Source organism: Paenibacillus sp. MMS18-CY102 (assembly GCF_009789195.1).
In the GTDB taxonomy this organism is placed as follows: Bacteria; Bacillota; Bacilli; order Paenibacillales; family Paenibacillaceae; genus Paenibacillus_T.
The window spans coordinates 170,213-192,546 of the sequence record NZ_WSTC01000004.1; the positions used below are offsets into that span (position 1 = coordinate 170,213).

The window sequence follows — 22,334 nt, forward strand, 5'->3', positions numbered from 1 at the left end:
TCGCACCAATCCGGCCATACGCCCATATGATGGGTTACGCACGACCGCCCAGAAGCCTTGCGGCGTGTAAGAAGGAGGCTGCCGATGAAGCCCATGCCCGCCGCTTTGGAACGCTCTGCCGTCGTTATTTTTCCGGATGCGCCATGGTGCGACTCCGCCTTCAAGCCCTTGTTAATACAACTGGCGAATAAACATCCGCTGCACTGGGTTACGAACCAACCTAAGCATGCACTTCAAGGCGCACCTGCAAGCGTCACCGCATTGGCGCTGCATGAGCTTGCTCAAGTGGATTGGGGCCAAACATCCGCGATGGTACTGCATCCCTGCTGGGCGGCAGCCGCCCTTCCGCTTTGTCCGAGACAGCTCGGCGCATGGATGGCAATTACTAACGAGGAAGATGGGCTAACAGCCAAATGGCGCGCCGCGCTTGCCGGAGAAGCCTCCTTCGTGTTGTCATTGTCGGAGCCCTATTATTTGGACCTATCGTTTCGCAGAGATGGCGTCTTCGTGCTCGATGGAGCCGACGAAACGTCAGATTGGTTCGCTCTGCAAGCGGTCCTATGGGCTGCTGAAGGCACCACTCCCTCCTCGCTTGCCCGCCTGCAGCAGCAGCGGCGGGAAGCAGCTTATCGCGAGCGATTGATGGCTTCGGCAGATGCAACGCTCACCTTTTACCGAAGCGTTTACCTCTACTTGCTAGGGGATGCAGCGCAAGCAGAGCGGGAGCTGCTTGCCGCATACGAGCTAGCGGTACTGGGCGGCGAAGAGCATGCTTTGGCGCGAATTTACCGGTTCCGCTCTGCGATTCAGGTGGCGCAAGGCAACGTAGCAGCGGCGGCGCTCACCTATGAGGCATCTGCATTGACGGACAATGAACGTGCGCAAGCAGGCGAACTGCGACGGCTGATTGAGAACGGGGATGCCGCGTTGGCTGCCGCCATGCTGCTCCGGTTGAACGATGACCATCGGCAGGCGATTGAGCGTTTGGAGAGGCTGTGCGGGACCGGGGCGGATGCAGCCCACGGGGATGCGGATACCGTGCAGCACGGGGATCGCAGCAGAGCACTCGCGGCGAAGCGCGAGTTCGCGGAGCGGATGCTGCTGGACTCCCTGCTGCAAGCGGGGCGAATGCGCGAGGCTTATGGGCGAATCTCGCCAGAGGATATAGCATCGGTCAAGGACCGTTGCGAATTCGCGATGCTGCAAGGCATTGTGCTGCTGATGGACGGTGATCGCCGGGGGGCCATTACCGCACTGTTGCGGGCGGCTGAGCTGCAGCATGAAGCGATCGGCTCGTTGACCGAGATCCTTCAGCTTGATACTGTGGTTCAGAAGCTGGCAGCTAGCGGCCAAACCTCAACTGGCGGCAGCACATGAACATGCATGTCGATGACTTTTCATTAGGAGGCACTCCCATGCGAAGCTTGCGCAAAGCATCCGGCAACAAGTTAACCGTCATGATGCAGGTGTGCAATGAACGAGGGCGCTATCTGGAATCGTCACTCGCCCAGCTGTCTGAGATCGCAGATGAAATCGTCATCGTCGACGACGCGAGTACGGACGGTACGCCGGAGTTATGCCGTACATTCCCTAAAGTGGTGCGGCTTGTGGAGCTGCGCCGCCCCCTTTTTGCCGAGGAGTGGAAGCTTCGCTCCCTGCTGTGGGAGACGGCGGTGTCGACCGATCCGGACTGGCTGCTTGCCATTGATGCGGATGAGAGCTTGGAGCGGCGGACGGTGCGGGCTCTGAGGGAGCTCATCAACCAGGACCGATATGACTGGGCGGCGCTTCGCATGTACGATTTTTGGGGATCGGTAACGCATTACCGCGACGACCCTTGGTGGAACCTGCATCGGCGGCACACGATGATGCTCGTCCGTTACCTGCCTGGATACCACTATGCTTATCCCAAATGGGACCATCACGTCCCCCGCCTCCCAATGACTTGCGCTGCACTGCCAGGCCTGCGAACGGAGCTGCGGGCGAAGCATTGGGGCTGGGCTGGCGATGCTTCGGATCGGCTTGCCAAATATGAACGGTACAAACGGCTCGATCCAGACGGGCGCTGGGGCAGTATCGACCAATACGAATCCATTTTGGATCCTGCGCCGAACCTGGTTCGGTGGATCGAGGAGGAGTGAGGGCTGGCGATGCGGACGGTTAGCATTTTGACCCACAGTTATGTAGACGGCTATAATCGGCAGTTTAATCGCTTGTTCGGCGGCGGATTGGAGCGGTATATTCGGGATTTATGCAGCGTCATTCATGCGGCGGGGTGGCGGCCCGTAGTGCATCAGTTGTCTTACTTCGAGCCATTTCGCACGATGTTCGAAGGGACAGAGGTCATCGGCTACACGTATGAGCTTGGCAAATTGGCGCCAGCGTTTGAAGCGATGGCAGCGGAAGCCGACGGGCTGCTTGTCTATGCGAGCTGCCTTTGGCATCCGATTCAGTATCGGCCGGGCAGTATCGGCATCAGCCACGGGATTAACTGGGACCATTGTGCGATCGCAGCTGAAACGAAGGATGGCGTCGCTGCTGCGATCCGCCTTGCGATGCGTTCGCTGGAGCGCGTCGTGTCGGTCGATTCGCATTTTTTGACGTATGCGAGATCCGTAGGCGTCTATGAAGATACGGAGAAAGTGGTCCGTATCCCTAATAGCGTCGATACGAGCCGATTCCTCCCGGCTCTGCATAGCGCTGGCAGGCCCCGCACCCGTGGTTTGCGCGTGCTCGTTCCACGGAGGCTCAGCTATGAGCGAGGCATCATTACGATGATGCTCGTTGCCGATGAGCTGCTGCAAGAGCGGAGCGACCTTGTGATCGAGTTCGCGGGGGAATTAGTCGAAGGAACGGATATCGCGAACGCGTTCGGCCTGTGGTACGGTACGCATCCAGCGAAAGATCGGATCGAGCAGCGAACTTATGCTATGGATGGCATGCATGCCGCGTATAAAAGGGCCGATATCGTGGCCATTCCGACGATCTTTTCCGAAGGCACATCGTTGTCGTGCCTGGAGGCCATGAGTTGCGGCGTGCCAGTCGTCGCCACGAATGTAGGCGGGCTGAACGACCTGATCATCGACGGGCTGAACGGCCGGCTCGTCCCGCCCGTCTCTGCTGCCCTGCTGGCAGCTATTCGCGAGCTGCTAGGCGATCCCGCGCAGCGCCGCAAGCTCGGCAAGCTCGCGCGCGAGACGGCGCGGGCGTTCGACGCGAGCCTATGGCGCGAGCGTTGGACCGCCGTGCTGGCCGAGCAACTGGGCGAAGGCTAGCGGGGCGGCATTGGCTTGCGGCGGGTGGCGGCTGGCGGATAGGGCAGGTTTTTATGCCCTATTCCCCTCGCCGGTTGTTCACGGCTCATCTATTGCCGTGAGAACGATGAGCCGAAGCTCTGCCAAGCAGCGTGGATGCCCAGCTAGGGCTCCCCGATTGGCAGAGCTTGCAGCGGAACCCTCTAGCGCTGCAAGCGCGCGCGCTGCGAATGCCGCGGCAAGTCCCGCTGCAGCAGCACGCGCTTCTGCCGGCGTCGCCGCTAAGCCGTGGGCGACAGCGAAATGCCTCGTCGCCTCCGCCCAACGGCCGGCTTCCACTGCCCGCAGCCCAACTGCTAACGCAGGCTCCTCTTCCGCAGCCCCTAACTCCAAACTGCTCACCTCTGCACCTGCACGCCCAACCTCCATACCGCTCGCCGCCTCCCCCTCCGCAAGCCCAACCTCTACACCGCTCGCTGACGACTCCGCGAACACTCGCTCTAACTCTACACCGCTCGCTTTCCTCGCCTCCACGTCCGCTCGCCCATCCTCCACACCGCTCGCCTTTTCGGCCTCCGCCGCGCCCGCCCGCAGCGCCTCCAAAGCCGCTCGCCTGCCGCCTTCGCCACTTGCCAACAGCCGCAAGCGCGCCTTTGCCGCCTCAAAGGTGGGACGCTCATCGAGCGCGGCGCGGTAATGCGCCGCTGCATCACGCCAACGGTACAGGCGCTCGCAGGCCGCGCCCGCCGCATAATGCGAGCGGGAGCTGCCCGCGCCTTCGACGGACGAATAGTACGGGGCTGCTGGCCCTATTTCAATCGCTTGCTCTAGTACATGCAACGCTGAAGGAGCATCATCAAGCGCCATATAAGCAGCAGCAAGCGCCTCATACATATCCGGAAAATCCGGATATTCCCGCACGCCCGCTTCCGCTTGCACGATAGCTGCCTCAAGCCGCCCGGCCAGCCGGTTAGCATGCGACAGCTTCAGGCGAATATCCGAAGCAAATCCGCAGCCCTCCCCTAACCCTTCAGCCAACGGCGCAAGCCATTCGATTGCCTCCACCCATCGCCCCGCTCCAAGCAGTTCCGTTCCCACAGCATAACGAAGCGTCACATTGCCTGGCTCCCTATCCAGCGCCTTCGCTAGCAGGCGTGCATTCCGCTCCGGTTTGCGGCGGCCTGCGATCACATCCGCCCGATAGCCCTCATGGCGAACCGTAACCGGCGCAATCGCAACAGGCCCCCCTTGCACGCAAGCAACTGCCGTCGCGCACTCCTCGTGCACGATGCCCGAGAAACGAATCTGCGCATCATTGCGAAATAATCGGCATACCGCATCCGTTACCAGCATGCCTTCTCTTGACTCCGTGCCCGGCCGCTCCAGCGCGCTAATCAGCCTCACATAATAACCAGCAGCTTTTTCATCGCACAAAAGCCTACTCCACTGCGACAGGCCAAGGCCTTCCAACCGTTCGTCCGCATCCAGCACCAGAATCCAAGGATATAGGGCAAGCCCCAGCGACACATTCCGAGCTGCTGCAAAATCATCGTCCCAAGGGATAGAAACAACCCTCGCACCATATCCGCGCGCTATCTCCACCGTTCGATCGTCTGAACCGGTATCGCATACGATCATTTCCGACACATAGGGAGCAGCAGAAGCGAGGCAATCTGCAATAAATGCTTCTTCATTGCGCACGATCATACACAAGGAAACGCCCGGTCTCTCCTGCTGCCCCAACTCTCTATGCATCCCCTTCACAACCCGCTAGCCTCAGCCGCGCCGAGCGCAAAACGTTCTGGACCGCCATCCCGCTAGAGCGCTCCTGCAAGCTATGTTCCAGCTGTCCGAGCCTAATATCCGCCCAAGCGGCCAGTGCCTCAACGCCTCCATGCGCTGCTTCATCACTGCCATGGCGAATGCTTTCGCCCACAGCTTGAAGCACCCGTGCCAGCCGATCGCCCGACGCTTGATGCCCCTCCACACCTTCCGCCTTCCCTTTATCTAAAATGCCCGCCACACACGCGGCCATCTCCTGCGATGTACCGTCTCGATTATCCGCTCCATATTGCCCGCCAACATGGTCCGCCTCTTTCAGCCCCTCCACCACTTGCACCACCGCTACATGTAACAGCCGCAGCCGCCGCTCGGCTTCAACAGCCGAATAAGACCCGTGCGATGGTCCGGCATCGGCCTGTGACCGCCCTTCTGGCTGTCCTTTCACCTGTCCACGCGACTGTCCCAGCACCTGCCCGTGCATCTGTCCATGCACCTGCCCTTGTGCCTGTCCATGCACCTGCCCTTGCGCCTGTCCATGCACCTGCCCTGCCCGGCGTCCACTGCAATCCGCCTTAGCCGCCCATCGCCGCGCCTGCATAAACCGCCCTTCCGAGGCAGCAAGCTCCGCTTCCGCAAGCATAAGCCACATCGCAGATGCCGCTCCCCAGTGTGGCGTTGCTGCCCGCCGGCGCAGCCACTCCACCGCTTCCACATAGCAGCGGCTATCCAGCAGCAACGCTGCGATTTTCAACCATCCCTCTTCCATTCCAAAAGCAAACCGCCGCTCCAGCAGCATAGAGAGCTCCGCCCCTCGCCCACTGACACGCAGCAATCGGCATAAGCGCAGCAACGGCGGCAGAAGGCTCGGCTTCATCCGCACCGCCTCCACATACCAATGCACAGCCGCATCCACGCGCCCGTTTCGCTCGTAGAGGCTGCCTAGCAAAAATGCCGTTTGATGCGTACCCATGCCATCCTCCGTGTGGTATATCCCTGTTGGCTGCCCCACACGCAGCGCAGAACAGGCGGCGCTGATCGCTTCACGCCTTCGCCCACCGGACGAAAGCGACTCCGCAAGGCAATGCCACAGATCCGCATAGTCGGCAAAAAGCCTTACCCCCTCCTGCGCAGCAGCGGCTGCCTCTTGCCACGCCCCTAGCATTTGCAGGCTTCGCACCTCATATTTGAACACGAGATGGGCGTAGCTTAACCGTTCAAAAGAACCAGCTGCCTTCGCCAAGCGAAAAGAAGCTAACGCCTCTGCCGGCCTCCCTGCACGGAGATGCTCCACGCCCAGATTGAACCGATGGAACGGCTGCTCCGGTTCTTCCGCTATCGCTTGAAGCAGCAGCCTCATGTTGCGCTCAATTTTATCCTTCTCCGCAACGGTTGACGGCCGGTACCCATAATGACGAATAACCGTTTCCCCTAGCCGCAGCTGGGCATCTGGTGCAGCACGCAATATGGAAGCAGCAATCTGCTCGTGTATGCGCCCCTCGAACCGATGGCGGGGATCGTTACGGAAGAGGCGCAGCACCGGATTGATGGTCGCCGTTTCTTCCCCATCGCCAAGCAGGTTCCATATCGGCAGCAAAATGCCCGGCGACGCCTGATCCTGCACCAGTGCACGCAGCTCTTGCGCTGCGCCAGCTGACAGCTCTTCGTCCGCGTCAAGAAACAAAATCCATTCTCCGGCCGCATGCTCCAGCCCAACGTTTCGCGCCGCGGCAAAATCATTCTGCCACTCCGCTTCAATCACCCGCGCTCCGAAGCTGCGGGCGATATCCATCGTCCCATCCGTCGAGCCTGTATCAACAATAATGGCCTCATCGGCAACGCCAACTACGCTGCGCAAGCAACGGGCGATGCAGCTAGCCTCATTCTTGACGATCATGCATAAGGAAATCAGCTTCGTGTGCACCGCCACTGCGCATTCGCCTCCTTTGGGCTCCAGTCCGTACCGTTCGCCAGCCTAGCCCTTCCAGGCGCGCCACCGAAGATACGAGCCGCCGCCGATCCTCCTTCAGCCATGCTGCTGACGAACGGTCAGCCTCCCGTTCCATTAATGCCTCGACAGCAAGCTGCATGCAAGCCGATGCAACGCCTAATTTGCAACGTTCATCGGCTGGGTTCGCCTCCACCGCACGTTCGAACAAAGCGAGCGCTTCGCCATATAGCTTGCGATCGTATAGCATTTCGCCCAAAGCGGCGTAGCCGGGAGCGGACAGCTGCCCTTCTGCCATTCGCCGCAGCAGCTGTTCGGCAGCTGCTTCCGTATACCCGTGCCGATGCAAGGCTACGGCGAACGCCTCTTCCCTCGCTGCCGCCCAACGCGAAGCCAAGCGCAGCAGGCCATGGGATACTGCCCGATCCATCAAGGCAGCCAGTGCATCCCCCGGCTCGCCGCCGCCCGCACTCACACCCGCTTCTTCACTATGCCCGAGCAGCACGCGCTCCCCGGCCGTGCATAGCTCCAGTGCCTCTTCGCCAAGCACTCCGCGCACATTCTCAGACAGGCGAATGCCTTCCATCCAGCAGCACAACGCTGCATCCATTCCCAATCCACTCGGCAGCCTGCTATCGCTAGCTTCCGCAAGTTCAATGAGCCATGCCGCTGCCCCCCTGTACTGTCCCGACCGAATCAAACAAGCCGCATACAGCTCCTGCTTGCCCGCTGCATGCAATGAGCGACTCTCCCCAGCAGCACCAATAACGCCGTTTCCTGCCTCTATGCCACCCGTTCCTGCCGCTCCACTCGCACCCGAAGCCACGCCTGCCAACCGCCATAGCGGCAATGCCGATGAATACGCACCGATCCCCGCCAGCGCTTGCGCAGCAGCTGCCGCCCGACCCGATAGCTTGCCGCCGCCGTGCGCGATCCCCGCCTGCATCCCATCGGCAATGCGCGTTCCCCGTTTCTGATGCTCGCCATCTTCGCATGCCGAGTTCCCTTCCACTCCCGCATACGCCATAATGGTTCGAGCGATCGCCGCATCCTCTGCGCCCGCTTCATGCAGCAGCTCCGCCAATCCGCCGAGCGCTTCCTGCCATCCTGGCTGCTCAACGAGCGCCCGCTCAAAATAGTGCGCCGCCGTTTGCCGGTCGCCTCTGCGCCGCGCCAAATTCGCGAGCGCCGTACATGCTCGATACCCGCCCGCTCCCGTTTCCGTTACATAAGCTGCCTGCCTTAAGCCCTTATGCGCTCTCTCAGAGCCAGCTCCCGATCCAGTGCCTCTGTTCGCCCCAGCCGCAATAGCAGCCAAATAAGCTTGCTTCGCCTCATCCCACACACCTTGCCGCTCTAGCAATCGTCCATAAAGCAATTGCATGTCTGCGTAATCCGGATACCGCTGCACTTCATCGCCGAGCAGTTGCAGTGCATCATCTTCCTTGCCTTGTGCCAGCATCGCCCGCGCACTATCCAGCATCAGCGACGGCCGGTATGGCGCATCTGGCGCAACAAGCACCCTCGCCCGTGCAAAAGCGGCGGATGCCTCCGCCGCTTCCCCCTGCTGGCAGCAGGTTACGCCTAGGTTGTACCAATGAAACGGCTCGTTTGCCCGCTCGGCGAGCTGTTCGCGAATAATGCGGCCGTTACGCTCGGCTGTCCGCTTTTGTGCCATCAGCGCTTGTGAATATCCCGTATGCACAAGGCGAATGGCGATCAACGGGCCGTCCACATCACGCATGGCGCCGGAATCGGCAATCGCCACCAGTTGCTCATGGATCGCACCAGCATACTGAAAGCCCAAGTCCGCGCGGAACAACCGGATGGCCTCGCTGCGCAGCAGCGGTCCCTCATCCTCCGCACCGCCCAACCTATTGTCAATCCTGACGCGATAGGCTGTCTCTCCGGAAGCCAGCAGCATTTTGCGCACAGCTGCCCAATCCGTATCCGCTCCCACAACCTCATCCGCATCAAGCACAAGCACCCAGCGTGTACGCGCTTGTCCCAATCCGATATTGCGCGCTTTGGCAAAATCACCTGCCCATTCCGCCGCCACCACACGTGCGCCGTAGCATGCCGCGACCTGAGCCGTTGCATCGACAGAGCCCGTATCCACAATGACCAGTTCATCCGCCCATTCCCGCACGCTATCCAGACAACCGCCAAGCCGTTCCGCTTCGTCCCGCACGATTAGATGAACGCCGAGCAGCATGCCGTCACCCCTTCATTGTTGGCGATTAAGTGCCTTGGCCGTTGAAAAATACGTCGACTGTCGTCGGGCTGGCCGTCACACTAGAACGATACGATAGCCGCGTATATTTCAAGAACCGTTGCGGAACAAGCACGTCGACCGAACCGACCGCAATCCCCGTCGTCGTCGTCGTGTCGGTATACCAGTTCGTGCCGTTAGCGCTGATTTCCACACGTGCATCCGCCTTGTTAACCCCTGGCCCCGTGTTGTAAACGAAGAAGGAGTACGTTCCGAATACGCTCGTCGTCACCGTCGCTACAGGCGTGTACGCATTAGCTGTGACAAGTCCCGTATTGCTTATTTCAGTGAAACTTTTTTGTGAAACGGACGTCACGCTGCTGAGCGTACCTGCTGTGATCGTCGCTCCCAGCACACTGTTGATCGTTCCCGCCGTGATCGTCGCTCCCAGCACGCTGTTGATCGTTCCCGCCGTGATCGTCGCTCCCAGCACGCTGTTGATCGTTCCCGCCGTGATCGTCGCTCCCAGCACGCTGTTGATCGTTCCCGCTGTGATCGTTGCTCCCATAACGCTATCAATCGTTCCTGCCGTGATCGTTGCTCCCAGTACACTGTTGATCGTTCCTGCCGTGATCGTTGCTCCCATAACGCTGTCAATCGTTCCTGCCGTGATTGTCGCTCCCATAACGCTGTCAATCGTTCCTGCCGTGATCGTTGCTCCAAGCACGCTGTCAATCGTTCCTGCCGTGATCGTCGCTCCCATAACGCTGTCAATCGTTCCTGCCGTGATCGTTGCTCCCAGTACACTGTTGATCGTTCCTGCCGTAATCGTTGCGCTTTGAATCGAGATGTTGCTGATCGTACCGTCCATAATAATGCTTAACAAATTACCGCTTGTGTCTGTCGCCAGCGCCTGCGGCTCCAACGTTGCATCCCGGCCGAAAATAAGCGTACGCAAATTGTCCGGGTTCGGGTTAAACGACGAAAAGTTTGGCATTCCTCATCACCTTTACCTTAAAATCCGACGGAGCATCCGGGAAGCTTCAACGCATTGCCTGTGCCTGAAAATAGATCGAAAGCGTCGTCGGGCAGCTTTCATTCTTAGAACGGACAGCAAGCCGCGTGAAGCGCAAAAAACGCGCAACGGCAAATACGCCCGTCTCACCAGGGGGAACGATCTCCTCAACATCCGAGGCAAAATTTTTCCCATCTGGCCCGACCTGTACTTGCACGACTGCCGGAGCATCGCCTTCGTTGATTACGGCATAGGAGTATACCGTCAATTGGCTCGTAACCTGAGTCGGCAGAGGCATAAACGTATCCGTCGTTTGCACACTGGAATACACTTGTTCGATAAAATGGCTAGGGCCTATGTGCCGACGCTTATTCTTATGGCAATGCTTCTTCGGTCGACAGCTGTCTCGGCGCTTGTGGGGCTTTGGGGAAAGGCATGCTGATCGCTTCCTCCCTTTGCGGCCACGGCTTAATGCAATCGTCATACCATCTTCCCCTCGGCGTCCATGCTCCGATAGTGTATGAGCTTCTTCATGCTGCCGTAACGGCAACTGTCTGTCCCTGCGCCAGCCCGATTCGCTGCAGGCATTCCGTCCGAGCCCTCATCCTGGCAGGTTGGTGCGCATAAGCTGTATGGCTAGCTTGTATCGAACACGACTCTGCGAAGCAGTGACTAGAGAGGAGCAACCATCCAAGATGACGAACTACTCCGTGTTTAATAATGAGAATAGCCCGGTTTACATGCAGGCGAACAATGGCTATACTGCGCCAGCTATCGTGTCGCCGTCCGAATACGATGCTGCAGGCAACCAACGCTTGTTCTATCTCACCACAGGCAATGTGAGCGTTGGCTCCGGCGCCAGCCTGCTGCTGCAAATCACCAACCCGAACGGGAGCGGCCGAACAATCTATGTATCCCGAATTGCCGGAGGCGCTTCGAACTCCATCACCTTGACGGTGTACTCCGGGGGCACAATCACGGGAGGCACGACGCCCGCGCCTGTCAATGGCTATCTGGGAAGCGCCACGGCAACCGTTGTTACCACAAAGCAAAATACCGGCACGCTCGGCGGCGGTCCGGTTTCGATTTTTACAGCGATGGCATCGGACCTTTATGTCGTCGACTTCGAGGGAGCCATTATCGTGCCAGCGAATCAAACATTGTCCGTGACCGTCGGCACGGGATCATTAACCGCTTCCATTAACCTCGTTTGGTGGGAGGCATAGATGCCTAACCATTTTATATTTGACCAATCGAACAGCTCCTTCTATGGCAAGCTCACGAACATGTACACCGATCCGGGCATCGTTGCGCCGACTGACGCGGATGCGGCAACGAATGACCGATCGTTTATATCTAGCGCAAGCAACTCGTCCAGCCTTGGCTTACTGGGCGGCACAATTAACCTCACTCTGCAAATTAGCAACCCATCGGGCAGCGGCCGAACGATGTACATAGCCGACATTATCGGGGGCATCAGTGTCTCGCTCAGCTTGCTATCCACCTTCAGCGCCAGCGTGACGCTCTATCGGGGAGGCACTTTGAGTTCGCCCTCAACACTCACTCCGTTTAATGCCAAGTTCGGCAGCGCCGCCACAAGCAGCATGACCGCACGTTCTTCCACCTCTGCTCCCTCCGGCGCCACCTCGTTCATGTCCTACGCCGTCAACCCCGGCTTATTTGAATTTCCTTTTCAGGGCGGTCTAGTCGTGCCTCCTAACCAGATCTACACGATGAACGTCAGCGCCGCGCTGTCCGTAGCTGGGGTTCTGTCGACTACAGCGACAGTTGTGTGGTGGGAGGTTTAATTACTGCTGCGGCGACCCCGGCATTAGGGCAGATTTTTCTGCCCTATTCGCTCGCATTCGGGCGGTCCCCGGCAATAGGGCAGATTTCCCTGCCCTATTCGCCCCCGTTCGAGCGCCCCTCGGCAATACAAAAAGGCGTCCGCAGAGAAATTCCCTGCGGACGCCTTTTCCCATTTATTACTTCAACATCTCCGCCAGCGTCGCTTCCATCACCGATGGCTCCTCGCGCGGCTCGAAGCGGTCGACGACTTGTCCATCACGGCTAACGATAAACTTCGTGAAGTTCCACTTCGGATCGTTGTCGACTTCAGCTGAATCCGACTCGCCCTCGAATGGCGCCTCTGCGGACAAATATTTGAACAGCGGAATCGCCGTTTCGCCGCGAACATCGCTTTTCTCGAACAACGGGAATTTCACGCCGTAGTTGAGTTTGCAGAACGCCTCTACTTCTTTGTTCGAGCCCGGCTCTTGCTCATTGAACTGATTGCATGGGAAGCCGAGAATTTCGAGCCCTTGCGACTGGTACTTCTCATACAGCGCTTGGAGCCCCTCGTACTGCGGCGTCAGGCCGCATTTGCTCGCTGTATTAACGATGACGAGCACCTTGCCTTTGTATGCGGACAGGCTAACTGGTTCACCTTTAACATTGTTCACTGTGAAATCATATACGCTCATTTCTGATTCCTCCTATAAGATATGAATTAAAATTAACTGCCCTGCAGCCGCTGCATGTCTTGAACAAGCTGCTGCAGCCGTTCGCGGAGCTGCTGTCCTTCTTCAAGGTCCATCCCCGTCAGGCTATATACTTTCTCAGGAATGCATACCGCTTGTTCGCGGAGCGCCTTCCCTTCCCCCGTTAGTTGCACAAGCACGCTTCGTTCATCCTTCGCGTCTCTCACCCGTGTGATAAGACCCATGGCCTCCAGCTTCTTCAGCAGTGGCGTGAGCGTTCCGGAATCGAGCAGTAATTGTTCGCCCAGCTGCTTTACGCTGACATTGTCGCGCTCCCACAGAACTAGCAGCGTTACATATTGTGTATACGTAATGCCGAGCTCATCGAGGAACGGCCGATATAACTTCGTCATTTCCCGCGAGCAAGCATAAAGAGCAAAACAAATTTGATGTTCTAGCTTAAGTTGAACCGGATAATCCGTCACGCCCGATCCTCACCTCCTCACATCATATAGAACGTCTGCAATTAAATTGTATAAAATCTTTATGGACTAAAGATACCATACCTGCGCGTGGAGTGTCAAACACCACAAAAAAAACTGCCTGTGCATCTCTGCACAAGCAGTCTATCCATCAAGCTTATTTGAAATACGTAAGCAGCTCGTCGATCATTTGGTTAGCCGCAATGTAACCGCCAGCCGTGTTCCAGATCGCGTCGTCCACGAGGTGAACGTTGCCTGCTTTCGCAACTTCTAGGTTTTTCCACAGCGGATCGTTCATCCACTCTTCTGCCAGCTTGCTTACAGCATCCGTCTTATCAGGATTGTACTCGAAGTAGAACATGATGTCGCCGTCCATGTCTGGAATGCGGTCTTTGTTCACGTCATCTGCGAAGCCGTCTTTCGTTTGCGCATCCGGGCGAGCAAATCCGAGCTGGTTCAGCAGCATGCCGGAGAACGTCTCATTGTAGTAGATCCGCGTTTTGTCAGGCATGAAGCGTACGATAGACACCTTCTTCTTCAGGTTGTCGCCGAGCGTTGCTTTAGCATCCTCAATCTTCTTGCTGAAATCAGCGAGCAGTTGGTCGCCTTCCGCCTTCTTGCCGAGCGCTTCCGCATACAGCTTGAAGTTGATCTGCCAGTCGCCGCGAAGCGTCTCGGACATAACCGTCGGCGCGATTGCGCTCAGTTGGCCGTATACTTTCTCTTGGCGCATTTTGTTGCCGATGATCAGGTCCGGCTTCAAGCTTGCGATCAGCTCGATATTCGGCTGCGACTCGTCGCCTACCACTTCAACGCCGTCCATTTGATCTTTAATATGTGCATACCAAGGGTCGCCTGTCCACGACTTCACTGCGCCTACCGGCTTAACGCCCATAGCAAGCAAAGCTTCGGTTCCTTCATTCGTCAAAATAACAACGCGCTGCGGCGTACCCGTAATTTTCGTCGTTCCCATAGCATGCGTTACTTCACGCACGTCTTCCGTCTTCGTTTCTGTCGAAGCTGCCCCGCCGTCTTCTTTCTTTTCTTCCTTCGAGCCGCAGCCGGCAACTACCATCGATAATACGAGCAGTACCGCGAACATGCTGAGCCATAATTTCTTGCTGTTCTTCATGATGAGTTCTCTTCCCCTTCGATTCTAGTTGTATGTAACAAAAAATAGTAAACATGCCAAACGAATGATAACAATTCTCATTTTCACCAACCACCGTATCATAGTACACCAGCTTTACCTCTGTCAACGATTTTGTGAAAATGATTCTCACCCTCATTGACGCCGCTTCTATCTTTGCCTAGAATAAAAACAACATGTTCGGTTCGATAAAGTTCGACACTAATCTACAAGGCAGGAGCAACCGTCTCATGAACCATTATTTCAAAAGCCCCGGCCTCAAGGCCGCTTTCCTCGCCCTCGGCGTCGCCTTGCTGCTGCTCGCAGCAGCGGCAAGCCTGCTGCTTGGAGGCAAATCATACACGCCATCGCAAGCATACGAAGCATTCACACAATTCGATGGCTCGAATCAGCATCTCATTATTCGTAATGTGAAGCTGCCCCGTATGGCGGTCGCGGCATTGGTAGGCGCAAGCTTAGCTGTCGCAGGAGCATTCATGCAGGCGATGACGCGCAATCCGCTCGCCTCGCCGTCTGTCATGGGCATAAACGCGGGAGCAGCGCTGGCCGTCGTTATTGCACTAGCAGCGGCAGGCAGCGTTTTCTCCAGCTCGCAGCTCATTCTCATTGCTTTCGTTGGCGCAGCGGTTACGGCTTTCGCCGTCTTCACGCTCGGCAACGTTGGCAAGAGCCAAGGCGAAACGCCGATTCGGGTGACGCTCGCCGGGTCAGCGGTTGCTGCCTTCGCGTCCGCATGGACGTCTGGCATTTTGCTCAAACAGGATAAAATGCTCGACGACATTCTCCTATGGCTCGTCGGCTCCGTCTCGGGGCGGGACATGCATCATCTAACGGCAATTTTGCCATACACGCTGATCGGGTTATTCGGCTCGCTGCTGATGGCCAAGTCCGTTAACATTCTAAGCATGGGCGAGGATACGGCACGCAGTCTCGGGCAACGCATCGGGCTCGTTCGGTTTTTGCTGGCTGTGCTCATCGTGCTGCTCGCCGGTTCATCTGTCGCGATCGCCGGCCCTATCGCTTTCGTCGGCGTCATTATCCCGCATCTAAGCCGGTTCCTGGTTGGCCATGATTACCGCTGGATCATCCCGTATTGCATCGTGCTCGGCGGCATCCTGCTGCTGGTCGCGGACACGTTCAGCCGATTTATTTTGCAGCCAGAGGAACTGCCTGTCGGCGTAGCGACTGCGCTTGTCGGCGTTCCATTCTTCATCTATGTCGCGAGAAGGAGAAGCTATGCGCAATCTTAAATTCACCACGATGGTCTCGCTGTTAACGGTTGCCGTCTTCGCCGCTGTCGTCGTCTGTACCGCCATCGGCAGTACGTATATTCCAGTTGGGCGCGTTGCGCTAACGCTGTTTGGGCTAGGCGATGACCAATCGTCGCTCATCATATTGAAGCTTAGGCTTCCGCGCGTGCTGCTCGCCGTGTTGGTTGGCGCATCGCTCGCTGCCGCTGGCGCTATCCTGCAGGGGCTCGTCCGCAACCCGCTTGCATCGCCGGATCTGGTCGGGATTTCTGGTGGCGCAACGGTTGCGTCGATCCTGTTCCTAACGTTCTCAGCCGGCCGGTTCAGCATTCAATGGATCCCGCTCGTCGCGATCGCTGGCGCATTCATTACCGCTGCGATCAACTACGTAGCTGCTTGGCGCAAAGGCGTTTCCCCGCTCCGGTTCGTCCTCATCGGCATTTCGCTGGCCACGGCGATGAGTGCGCTGACGACATTCGCGCTAAAGACGGGACCCGCTTATCTCGCCGTCCAAGCGCTTGGCTGGATGACCGGCACGCTGTACGGCTCATCCTGGATGCATGTGTGGACACTCATGCCTTGGGCGATCGGCATGCTCTTCTTGAGCATCTTCCTATCCCGTTATTTGAATGTGCTGGAGCTCGGCGATGAACTTGCCGTCGGCATCGGCACGCCGGTGCAGCGCACTCGGCTGCTGATGCTCGCGCTTAGCGTCGGCTTAACGGGCGCTGCGGTCGGCATGGCTGGCGGCGTCGGCTTCATCGGCTTGATGGCGCCGCACATCGCGCGCCGGATCGTCGGCCCTAAATATGGCCGGCTGATTCCGATCGCCGCACTAGTCGGCGCTCTGCTGCTGCTCGTCGCCGATCTCGCCGGACGCACGCTGTTTCTGCCGGGCGACATTCCCGCGGGCGTATTCACCGCCGCAATCGGCGCACCTTTCTTCCTTTATCTGCTGCTCGCTAAACGTGGCGGCATTCGAGGCTAAGCTTCTTAACAAAAAGGCATTCCACCATGCGCTTATGCGCTGGGGAATGCCTTTTTGTTGTTTATCATAAGGCAGATAAACCTGCCTTATTCGCAGGCTTATCGCCGTTCTGCCCACATAAGGCAGATAAACCTGCCTTATTCGCAGGTCTTCCGCCGTTCCCTCCTGCTCAAAGCAGCCGGCGATACCGTTGCATCATCGCCAGCCGCCAAGGGACCAGCATGCCAAACGCCAGCAAGAAGAACAATGCGCCAGTCTGCGGGACGCTGACGTAATGCTCCACGACATCGTGAAGGGCAATGCGCGCGATGAATAGCCCAATGATGATATAAACAAACAAACGCGAGCGGCGAAGGAACACCTGGTCGCCCACCCGTTCGAAATTCGACGTAACAATAAGCGGCGGCGCAAACAGAAGCATTCCCGCAGCCAGCGCTACGAGCGCCCATGGGAATGGCACGCGCGTGAGCGGTGATATAAACATAAGAAAACCCGTCGACATGCCGAGCGGCGGCATAATGATTTTGCGCAGTGTCGTCGGCTGCTTCGATGCTCTCATCCTGACCATAATGACCGCCGCGCCTACGACGATTGACATAATTAACGATCCATACTTAATCAACTGTGCCGATGCCAACAACGCTGACTCCCCTCTCCGCTTGCGAACGAACTAGCCCGATTTGCACGAATAAAATTATCGTACTTGAAAATTTCGCGCGCCGCAAGGGAGTGGCACTGCTTGGCGTGCGTTACTGCCCAATCACCTCAAACGCCTTCTGCAGCAGCACAAATGTCTGCTCATAGGTCAGTACGCCCTTCGGCTTAAACTGGTTATAGCCTGTACCGTCCATCAAGGACAAGGCAACTGCCTTATAGACATTGTCCTTCGCCCAAGGCGCAATGCGCTTGTCATCCTCGAACAGCTGTGCCTTGCCCGCTCCGCCCGCAGCAGCCTCACCATCGCTTTGCCCTGTCAATTGGCTAAGCCTATTGTACAGGTTCATCAACAGCGTCGCCGCCTGTTCCCGCGTGATGGTTTCGTAAGGCGAAAAGACGTTCGGCGAGGTGCCTTTTATAATCCCATTCCGATTCGCCCATGTTACGCGCCAATCATCAACGTCACGGAACGGCGACTTGCCGTATGCAACGTCATCGCTATAAAGATTGTTGTCCATAATCGTCTCTGCCATCTGGACAGCTAACCCGGTAAAATCATACCGCGTTATCGCTTTTTGATACGAATGGTCGTACGTGCGGCTGATTAAACCGTTGCTCTTGGCCAACGTGTAGTCTTCGACTGCCCATTTGCTCACCCGGTCAGCCGGATCGGCATCCACTACGCGGATATTGACAGTGCTGACGCTTCCCAAATACTCGTCCACAGAAACCCAAGTATCCCCTTTGCCCACCGCTCGAATGTTGCCCTTGCTATCTACGGCCGCAACCCCGGCATTGCCGCTAAGGAACGTGTTCCCCGTTTGTTGGGCACCGGTCCGCATGCCTAACTGGAGCGTCTCCCCCTTGCGAAGCTGAATCGCATAACGGGTAATAGGATCCGGCAACAAATTAAAGAAAGTTGTTTTGTAATCAATCGACGCTTCTTGGCCGCCTAGCGTGTATACCCCACTAATATGTACACGGAATGTATCATCCGAACCGAACTTCCCGATGCCATCTGGACGGAAAATGACTGCAAACGGTACCCCAAATCCGCTAGTCTCAACATTGAAAAACTCTCCGTTTGCATTACGGTCCGCTTGGTCCAATGTCCATGACTTGCCATCACGCTCGCGCGTCAGCTGTACGCGAATAGAGGAAGTTTTGGCTTTATCATAACGGCTCGGATTTAGCGACACCGACCATGCGTCTGCCGGGGCAAACACTTCCTCTGGGAAATAGCCCGCCGATGGCCACGCGATATAATCGTAGCTGAACTCGGAGTTGTCGCGGTCCCGGTTAAATGCGTACATGGATGCGTATGGTGGCGAGTAATCCGCACTGCCAGAAGCGTATACCATGCCGAACATCGTCTTCTTCATCGCAGGATTCAAAATCCATCGGCGATGCCCGACCCTGCCGATGTTGCTGGGATCGCTGTCCGACATGTAGCCTAGCACATTATCATAAAATGTCGGGCTGCCTTTGAACAAATTGCTGGAACTTGTTCCCGCTTGCCCTAGCTCGAATATTGCCTGTTCCATGTCCGCAGGCTTGCTCGGGTAATGCGTCAACTGATTATTCACAGCATTGACTAGTGCAGCTGTCTGCTGCTGTTGCTCCAGCGTCCAGTCCGCGGTCAAATCATTAGGCAAACCCGCTAAGTAACGTACGAAATTCGCGGCATTAATGCCGTCTTCAATATAAGCTGGCTTTAACTTTCCAGCGTCATAAGGGGCAGTCAGCTTCGGCTGCTCCGCATAAATGCTCGTGGATGGCATATAAGAGCGGCCCGTAGCCATTGGCCGATCCTGTAGCCATTGGCCGACAATTTGCTGCTTCGTGCGGCCAGCGGTTGCCTGCTGGACATCGTGCGCTGCTGCATGTACCGGAGAGCCTGCCGTTGTCGTCGCTGGCGCGAACAGCAAACAAGCGAGCAGGAGCTTCCACGGCTTGTTTAATAAGCTTATCACAGAAGTCTGAACATCCTTTCGATGGGTCCGAATATCGGTCCTCATCCTAATCGTATTACTGCTCTCATTCGACAGTAGCAGCCATTTTCCTCCTAGAGGCTTCCAATTTTTCAACTAGTATTCGTTAGCGATAACCAGCTTTCAGCAGATGGCCGCATAGCAAAAAGCGGCACAGGAAGCTCCTGCACCGCTACTTTGTTACGATTCAATAAATCAATGCGCCAGCGTGTGCTGCCGATTATCCACGTGGCGCATGCCCGCCAAGGTCGACCCCAAGTGCAGTTGCCAGCTTCGCACCAAGCTCCGCATCTGCGCGGAAGAAGTTGCACACCGCACGCAGCTGCGTCTGCTCCGGCGTCTGCTGCAGCTCGCCGATCAGATTGCGAACGAGCCATTCTTGCTCATCCTCTGGCAGCGAGCGGTAACGTTCGCCCGCTTGTGTGAAGTCGTCGGTTTTCGTGATTTTCTGCCTTGCAACGGACCCTTGCAATGGCGCCGTGCTATCCGCATACGCAGTCGCTTCCTTCGGGCTGGACACATCGCTGTTTGGCTCGTAATTGACTGAAGATGGATCGGGATTCATCGCCATCGCACCATCACGCTGATGGTTGCGTGCAGGCGCATACGGGCAATTGACCGGTATGTTCAGATAGTTCGCCCCCAGCCGATACCGCTGTGTATCTGGGTACGAGAACAGGCGGCCCTGCAGCAGCTTATCCTCAGACGGCTCAATGCCAGGCACAAGCGCGCTCGGGGAGAATGCCGACTGCTCAACTTCGCCAAAATAGTTGACCGGATTCCGGTTTAACGTCATCGTGCCAACCTTCACAAGCGGGAACTGATCTTCTGGCCACGTCTTCGTTGGATCGAGAGAATCGAATGGCAGTGAATCCTCCGCTTCCGGCGCGAGCAGCTGAACGTACAGCTCCCACTGCGGGAATCTGCCCAGCTCAATGGAGCCATACAAGTCACGCGTCGCGTGGCTGAAGTCACGAGCCTGCATCTCCGCCGCTTCCTCCGGCGTGAAGTTTACGACGCCCTGCTTCGATTTCCAGTGATATTTGACATACGTCATCTTCCCTTCCGCATTAATCCACTTAAACGCATGGACGCTGAATCCATCCATCTGCCGATAGTTCGCAGGCGTGCCAGCGTTGGAGAACAGCCAGGTCAGCATATGCGTCGACTCCGGCGTCAACGTCATGAAGTCCCAATATCGGCTTGGCGTCTGAAGGTTCGTGTCAGGCGAAGGCTTCAGCGCATGCACCATGTCCGGAAACTTGATCGCATCGCGGATAAAGAAGACCGGCAAGTGGTTGCCCACGATGTCGTAGTTGCCCTCCTGCGTGTACAGCTTGACAGCGAAGCCTCGCGGATCTCGCGATGTTTCCGGTGACCCTTGGCCATGAATTACGGTCGAGAAGCGGACAAACACGGGCGTCTCTTGCCCTGCATTTTGCACAAAATGCGCTTTCGTATGGGCCGCCATCGAGTGCTCCGTCACGAATACGCCGTGTGCGCCCGCCCCTCGTGCATGCACGACCCGCTCAGGGATGCGCTCCCGATCAAAGTGTGCGAGCTTCTCGATCAGATGGTAATCCTCCAGTACAGTCGGCCCTCGCTGCCCCGCCGTCCGGCTATTCTGGTTGTCTCCTACTGGCGCCCCTTGGTTCGTTGTCAAATGATCGCTCATCGTCATCTTCTCCTCTCGTTTCGCTAACGGTTATGCGGCAATGCGGCCGCTTATTCGCCCTAACCTCGTTTTAGATTTAGACTTCTTCTAATTCAAGTATAGAACGGCGCCCTATGCACTGCATGAGCCTGCTATTAACGTCCGATGAAGATCGGATGAAGCTTTCATGATGGGCGTAAAAGGCCATAAAAAAAGCGCCGCTCCGTCAAACGGAAACGGCGCTCGCTGGCGCAGCATATCTGGCCGGTTGGCCCGGCCCTTCATCGGCTAAACGGTAACCCGCTCCACGAACGGTAGCCACATATTTGGGAAAAATGGCGTTGTCGCCAAGTTTTTTGCGCAAGGTTTTGATGTGCACATCAACCGTGTTGCTGTTGCCGAACATCGCACAGCCCCAGATGCGTTCCGTAATGGCATCGCGTGTAAGCACGCTGCCATTCGCATCCATGAGCACGCGCAGCAGCTCGTATTCGGTCCGGGTGAGGCGAAGCTGCCGATTGTCCCGATACACCGCCATCCGCCCCAAATCGATATCCAAATCTTTGAACTGCCGAACGCCGGCTGCTGCTCCTGCGCCTTGGCTGATGGGATCGCCGTCCGACGTTGCTGCGGCGCGCACCAAACGGCGGGCATGAAGAAGCGCTTCCCGTGCATGGCCCGGCCATACGAGCATCTCAGCAGGGACGCTCGCTGTCAAACAGTCTGCAAGCGTTGGCTCCGAGACGAGAAACAAGGTACGCGACGCCTCAACGCCAGCGTCGATGAGCAGCTGTGCTGCCGCCGCGACAGCATCCGCAGCCGCTGTTTGCAGTGGCGACAGGTCGCAGACTAATAACTCGATCGCAAGCTGTGCAACCTGCTCGCGGCTTGGAAGCTGCTGTGATAGATAGACATCGAATCCATCGTTCATGAGCAGCGTGACGGCTTCTTGAATGCCGGATGGATTTTTGGATACCAGCATCATCCGCCGGTTCGCTTGCTCTGGGGATTCAGGGATACAGCCGCTGCCTGCCGTTACTCGTTGCTCAAAGCTGAACATGCCCCGCACACTCCTTCTAGCACCACGGAAGCGTGATGCACGTGATAGTTCGTTTCTTGCGCCGCTTCGCCCAGCCACTGGGCTGGCAGCTCCGTCGTGACTTCATCCACGCGCCCGCAGCGCATGCATACGATATGATGATGGTCTTCCGTTCGCGCGTCATAGCGGGAAGCCGCCTCGCCAAGTTTCAGTTCCTTGACCAGCCCGGCCTCCGTTAAATACCGGAGCGAGTTATATACCGTGCCATAGGCGAACGCATAGCCATTCGACCGAAGACGATCCATGACGTCCGCTGCCGTCGGGTGATCATCCGCATGCTGGACAATGTCGAGCACCGCCTTACGTTGGATTGTCAAATTCAGCTTCATGATTAAGCGCCATCCTCTGCTTGTTAGTAGTTGAACTAAGTCTTAA

The 22,334-nt window shown here is 57.2% G+C and carries 20 protein-coding genes; 7 read left to right on the forward strand and 13 right to left on the reverse strand.

Annotated elements, in window-relative coordinates; all coding sequences use genetic code 11:
* The first annotated feature begins 84 nt into the window (after positions 1-84).
* From GON22_RS04520 to GON22_RS04530, 3 genes are read left to right on the forward strand one after another with little or no spacing between them, the layout of a single operon-like run.
* The gene (locus GON22_RS04520) at positions 85-1,377 is read left to right on the forward strand and encodes a hypothetical protein (protein WP_160394918.1); all 1,293 of its coding nucleotides are present in this window, start codon (positions 85-87) and stop codon (positions 1,375-1,377) included.
* 38 nt (positions 1,378-1,415) lie between these two features.
* Complete coding sequence (locus GON22_RS04525) at positions 1,416-2,141, forward strand: glycosyltransferase (protein ID WP_160394919.1); 726 nt, start codon at positions 1,416-1,418, stop codon at positions 2,139-2,141.
* Positions 2,142-2,150: 9 nt separating this feature from the next.
* On the forward strand, positions 2,151-3,275 hold the full coding sequence (locus GON22_RS04530) for a glycosyltransferase family 4 protein (protein ID WP_160394920.1): 1,125 nt from the start codon (positions 2,151-2,153) through the stop codon (positions 3,273-3,275).
* A 78-nt stretch (positions 3,276-3,353) separates the two neighbouring features.
* Here GON22_RS04530 and GON22_RS04535 read toward each other — a convergent pair whose 3' ends face one another.
* The 5 genes from GON22_RS04535 to GON22_RS04555 are packed head-to-tail and all read right to left on the reverse strand — an operon-like array spanning position 3,354 to position 10,527.
* Positions 3,354-5,009, reverse strand: coding sequence for a tetratricopeptide repeat-containing glycosyltransferase family 2 protein (locus GON22_RS04535; protein WP_160394921.1), 1,656 nt, complete (start codon positions 5,007-5,009; stop codon positions 3,354-3,356).
* Positions 5,002-6,963: a glycosyltransferase gene (locus tag GON22_RS04540; protein WP_160394922.1), complete on the reverse strand. Its 1,962-nt coding sequence runs from the start codon at positions 6,961-6,963 to the stop codon at positions 5,002-5,004. The genes GON22_RS04535 and GON22_RS04540 overlap by 8 nt, the downstream gene beginning before the upstream one ends.
* Complete coding sequence (locus GON22_RS04545) at positions 6,914-9,196, reverse strand: glycosyltransferase family 2 protein (protein WP_160394923.1); 2,283 nt, start codon at positions 9,194-9,196, stop codon at positions 6,914-6,916. The genes GON22_RS04540 and GON22_RS04545 overlap by 50 nt, the downstream gene beginning before the upstream one ends.
* 25 nt (positions 9,197-9,221) lie before the next feature.
* The gene (locus GON22_RS04550) at positions 9,222-10,190 is read right to left on the reverse strand and encodes a DUF6385 domain-containing protein (protein ID WP_160394924.1); all 969 of its coding nucleotides are present in this window, start codon (positions 10,188-10,190) and stop codon (positions 9,222-9,224) included.
* A gap of 46 nt (positions 10,191-10,236) precedes the next feature.
* Complete coding sequence (locus GON22_RS04555; RefSeq protein WP_160394925.1) at positions 10,237-10,527, reverse strand: DUF6385 domain-containing protein; 291 nt, start codon at positions 10,525-10,527, stop codon at positions 10,237-10,239.
* A gap of 376 nt (positions 10,528-10,903) precedes the next feature.
* On the opposite strand from GON22_RS04555, the gene GON22_RS04560 reads away from it, so the two are divergent.
* Together GON22_RS04560 and GON22_RS04565 are read left to right on the forward strand one after the other, a co-directional pair.
* Positions 10,904-11,434, forward strand: a complete 531-nt coding sequence (locus tag GON22_RS04560) for a hypothetical protein (protein WP_160394926.1) — start codon at positions 10,904-10,906, stop codon at positions 11,432-11,434.
* Positions 11,435-12,016, forward strand: a complete 582-nt coding sequence (locus GON22_RS04565; RefSeq protein ID WP_160394927.1) for a hypothetical protein — start codon at positions 11,435-11,437, stop codon at positions 12,014-12,016.
* 177 nt (positions 12,017-12,193) lie between these two features.
* Here the strand turns inward: GON22_RS04565 and GON22_RS04570 are convergent, their stop codons facing one another.
* The 3 genes from GON22_RS04570 to GON22_RS04580 form a co-directional block, all read right to left on the reverse strand.
* Positions 12,194-12,691, reverse strand: coding sequence for a glutathione peroxidase (locus GON22_RS04570; RefSeq protein ID WP_160394928.1), 498 nt, complete (start codon positions 12,689-12,691; stop codon positions 12,194-12,196).
* Between the two features lie 32 nt (positions 12,692-12,723).
* The gene (locus GON22_RS04575; RefSeq protein ID WP_160394929.1) at positions 12,724-13,173 is read right to left on the reverse strand and encodes a transcriptional regulator, SarA/Rot family; all 450 of its coding nucleotides are present in this window, start codon (positions 13,171-13,173) and stop codon (positions 12,724-12,726) included.
* A gap of 154 nt (positions 13,174-13,327) precedes the next feature.
* Positions 13,328-14,302, reverse strand: coding sequence for an ABC transporter substrate-binding protein (locus tag GON22_RS04580; RefSeq protein WP_160394930.1), 975 nt, complete (start codon positions 14,300-14,302; stop codon positions 13,328-13,330).
* A 248-nt stretch (positions 14,303-14,550) separates the two neighbouring features.
* Between GON22_RS04580 and GON22_RS04585 the strand changes: the two genes are divergently transcribed.
* Together GON22_RS04585 and GON22_RS04590 are read left to right on the forward strand one after the other, a co-directional pair.
* Complete coding sequence (locus GON22_RS04585) at positions 14,551-15,570, forward strand: FecCD family ABC transporter permease (RefSeq protein WP_160394931.1); 1,020 nt, start codon at positions 14,551-14,553, stop codon at positions 15,568-15,570.
* A complete protein-coding gene (locus GON22_RS04590; RefSeq protein ID WP_160394932.1) occupies positions 15,557-16,558 on the forward strand; it encodes a FecCD family ABC transporter permease in 1,002 nt (333 codons plus the stop codon). Before GON22_RS04585 ends, GON22_RS04590 begins: the two co-directional genes overlap by 14 nt.
* A gap of 169 nt (positions 16,559-16,727) precedes the next feature.
* On the opposite strand, the gene GON22_RS04595 is transcribed toward GON22_RS04590, so the two are convergent.
* From GON22_RS04595 to GON22_RS04615, 5 genes are all read right to left on the reverse strand, one after another.
* Entirely contained in the window at positions 16,728-17,195 is a 468-nt protein-coding gene (locus GON22_RS04595; RefSeq protein ID WP_336604262.1) for a CcdC family protein, read from the reverse strand.
* A 112-nt stretch (positions 17,196-17,307) separates the two neighbouring features.
* Positions 17,308-19,188, reverse strand: a complete 1,881-nt coding sequence (locus GON22_RS04600) for an S-layer homology domain-containing protein (protein WP_160394934.1) — start codon at positions 19,186-19,188, stop codon at positions 17,308-17,310.
* 238 nt (positions 19,189-19,426) lie between these two features.
* Entirely contained in the window at positions 19,427-20,881 is a 1,455-nt protein-coding gene (locus GON22_RS04605; RefSeq protein WP_272898767.1) for a catalase, read from the reverse strand.
* Positions 20,882-21,086: 205 nt separating this feature from the next.
* Positions 21,087-21,920 (reverse strand): winged helix-turn-helix domain-containing protein, encoded by an 834-nt coding sequence (locus tag GON22_RS04610; RefSeq protein WP_160394936.1) that lies wholly within the window; start codon positions 21,918-21,920, stop codon positions 21,087-21,089.
* Positions 21,896-22,291, reverse strand: coding sequence for a transcriptional repressor (locus GON22_RS04615; RefSeq protein WP_160394961.1), 396 nt, complete (start codon positions 22,289-22,291; stop codon positions 21,896-21,898). The genes GON22_RS04610 and GON22_RS04615 overlap by 25 nt, the downstream gene beginning before the upstream one ends.
* Positions 22,292-22,334: the final 43 nt, after the last annotated feature.

What these genes read in the sequence shown, in the direction of transcription:
- GON22_RS04520 (WP_160394918.1), top strand. Translation starts at nt 85, where the DNA reads ATGAAGCCCATGCCCGCCGCTTTGGAACGCTCTGCCGTCGTTATTTTT.
- GON22_RS04525 (WP_160394919.1), top strand. Translation starts at nt 1,416, where the DNA reads ATGCGAAGCTTGCGCAAAGCATCCGGCAACAAGTTAACCGTCATGATG.
- GON22_RS04530 (WP_160394920.1), top strand. Translation starts at nt 2,151, where the DNA reads ATGCGGACGGTTAGCATTTTGACCCACAGTTATGTAGACGGCTATAAT.
- GON22_RS04535 (WP_160394921.1), bottom strand. Translation starts at nt 5,009, where the DNA reads ATGCATAGAGAGTTGGGGCAGCAGGAGAGACCGGGCGTTTCCTTGTGT.
- GON22_RS04545 (WP_160394923.1), bottom strand. Translation starts at nt 9,196, where the DNA reads ATGCTGCTCGGCGTTCATCTAATCGTGCGGGACGAAGCGGAACGGCTT.
- GON22_RS04550 (WP_160394924.1), bottom strand. Translation starts at nt 10,190, where the DNA reads ATGCCAAACTTTTCGTCGTTTAACCCGAACCCGGACAATTTGCGTACG.
- GON22_RS04560 (WP_160394926.1), top strand. Translation starts at nt 10,904, where the DNA reads ATGACGAACTACTCCGTGTTTAATAATGAGAATAGCCCGGTTTACATG.
- GON22_RS04565 (WP_160394927.1), top strand. Translation starts at nt 11,435, where the DNA reads ATGCCTAACCATTTTATATTTGACCAATCGAACAGCTCCTTCTATGGC.
- GON22_RS04570 (WP_160394928.1), bottom strand. Translation starts at nt 12,691, where the DNA reads ATGAGCGTATATGATTTCACAGTGAACAATGTTAAAGGTGAACCAGTT.
- GON22_RS04580 (WP_160394930.1), bottom strand. Translation starts at nt 14,302, where the DNA reads ATGAAGAACAGCAAGAAATTATGGCTCAGCATGTTCGCGGTACTGCTC.
- GON22_RS04585 (WP_160394931.1), top strand. Translation starts at nt 14,551, where the DNA reads ATGAACCATTATTTCAAAAGCCCCGGCCTCAAGGCCGCTTTCCTCGCC.
- GON22_RS04590 (WP_160394932.1), top strand. Translation starts at nt 15,557, where the DNA reads ATGCGCAATCTTAAATTCACCACGATGGTCTCGCTGTTAACGGTTGCC.
- GON22_RS04605 (WP_272898767.1), bottom strand. Translation starts at nt 20,881, where the DNA reads ATGAGCGATCATTTGACAACGAACCAAGGGGCGCCAGTAGGAGACAAC.
- GON22_RS04610 (WP_160394936.1), bottom strand. Translation starts at nt 21,920, where the DNA reads ATGTTCAGCTTTGAGCAACGAGTAACGGCAGGCAGCGGCTGTATCCCT.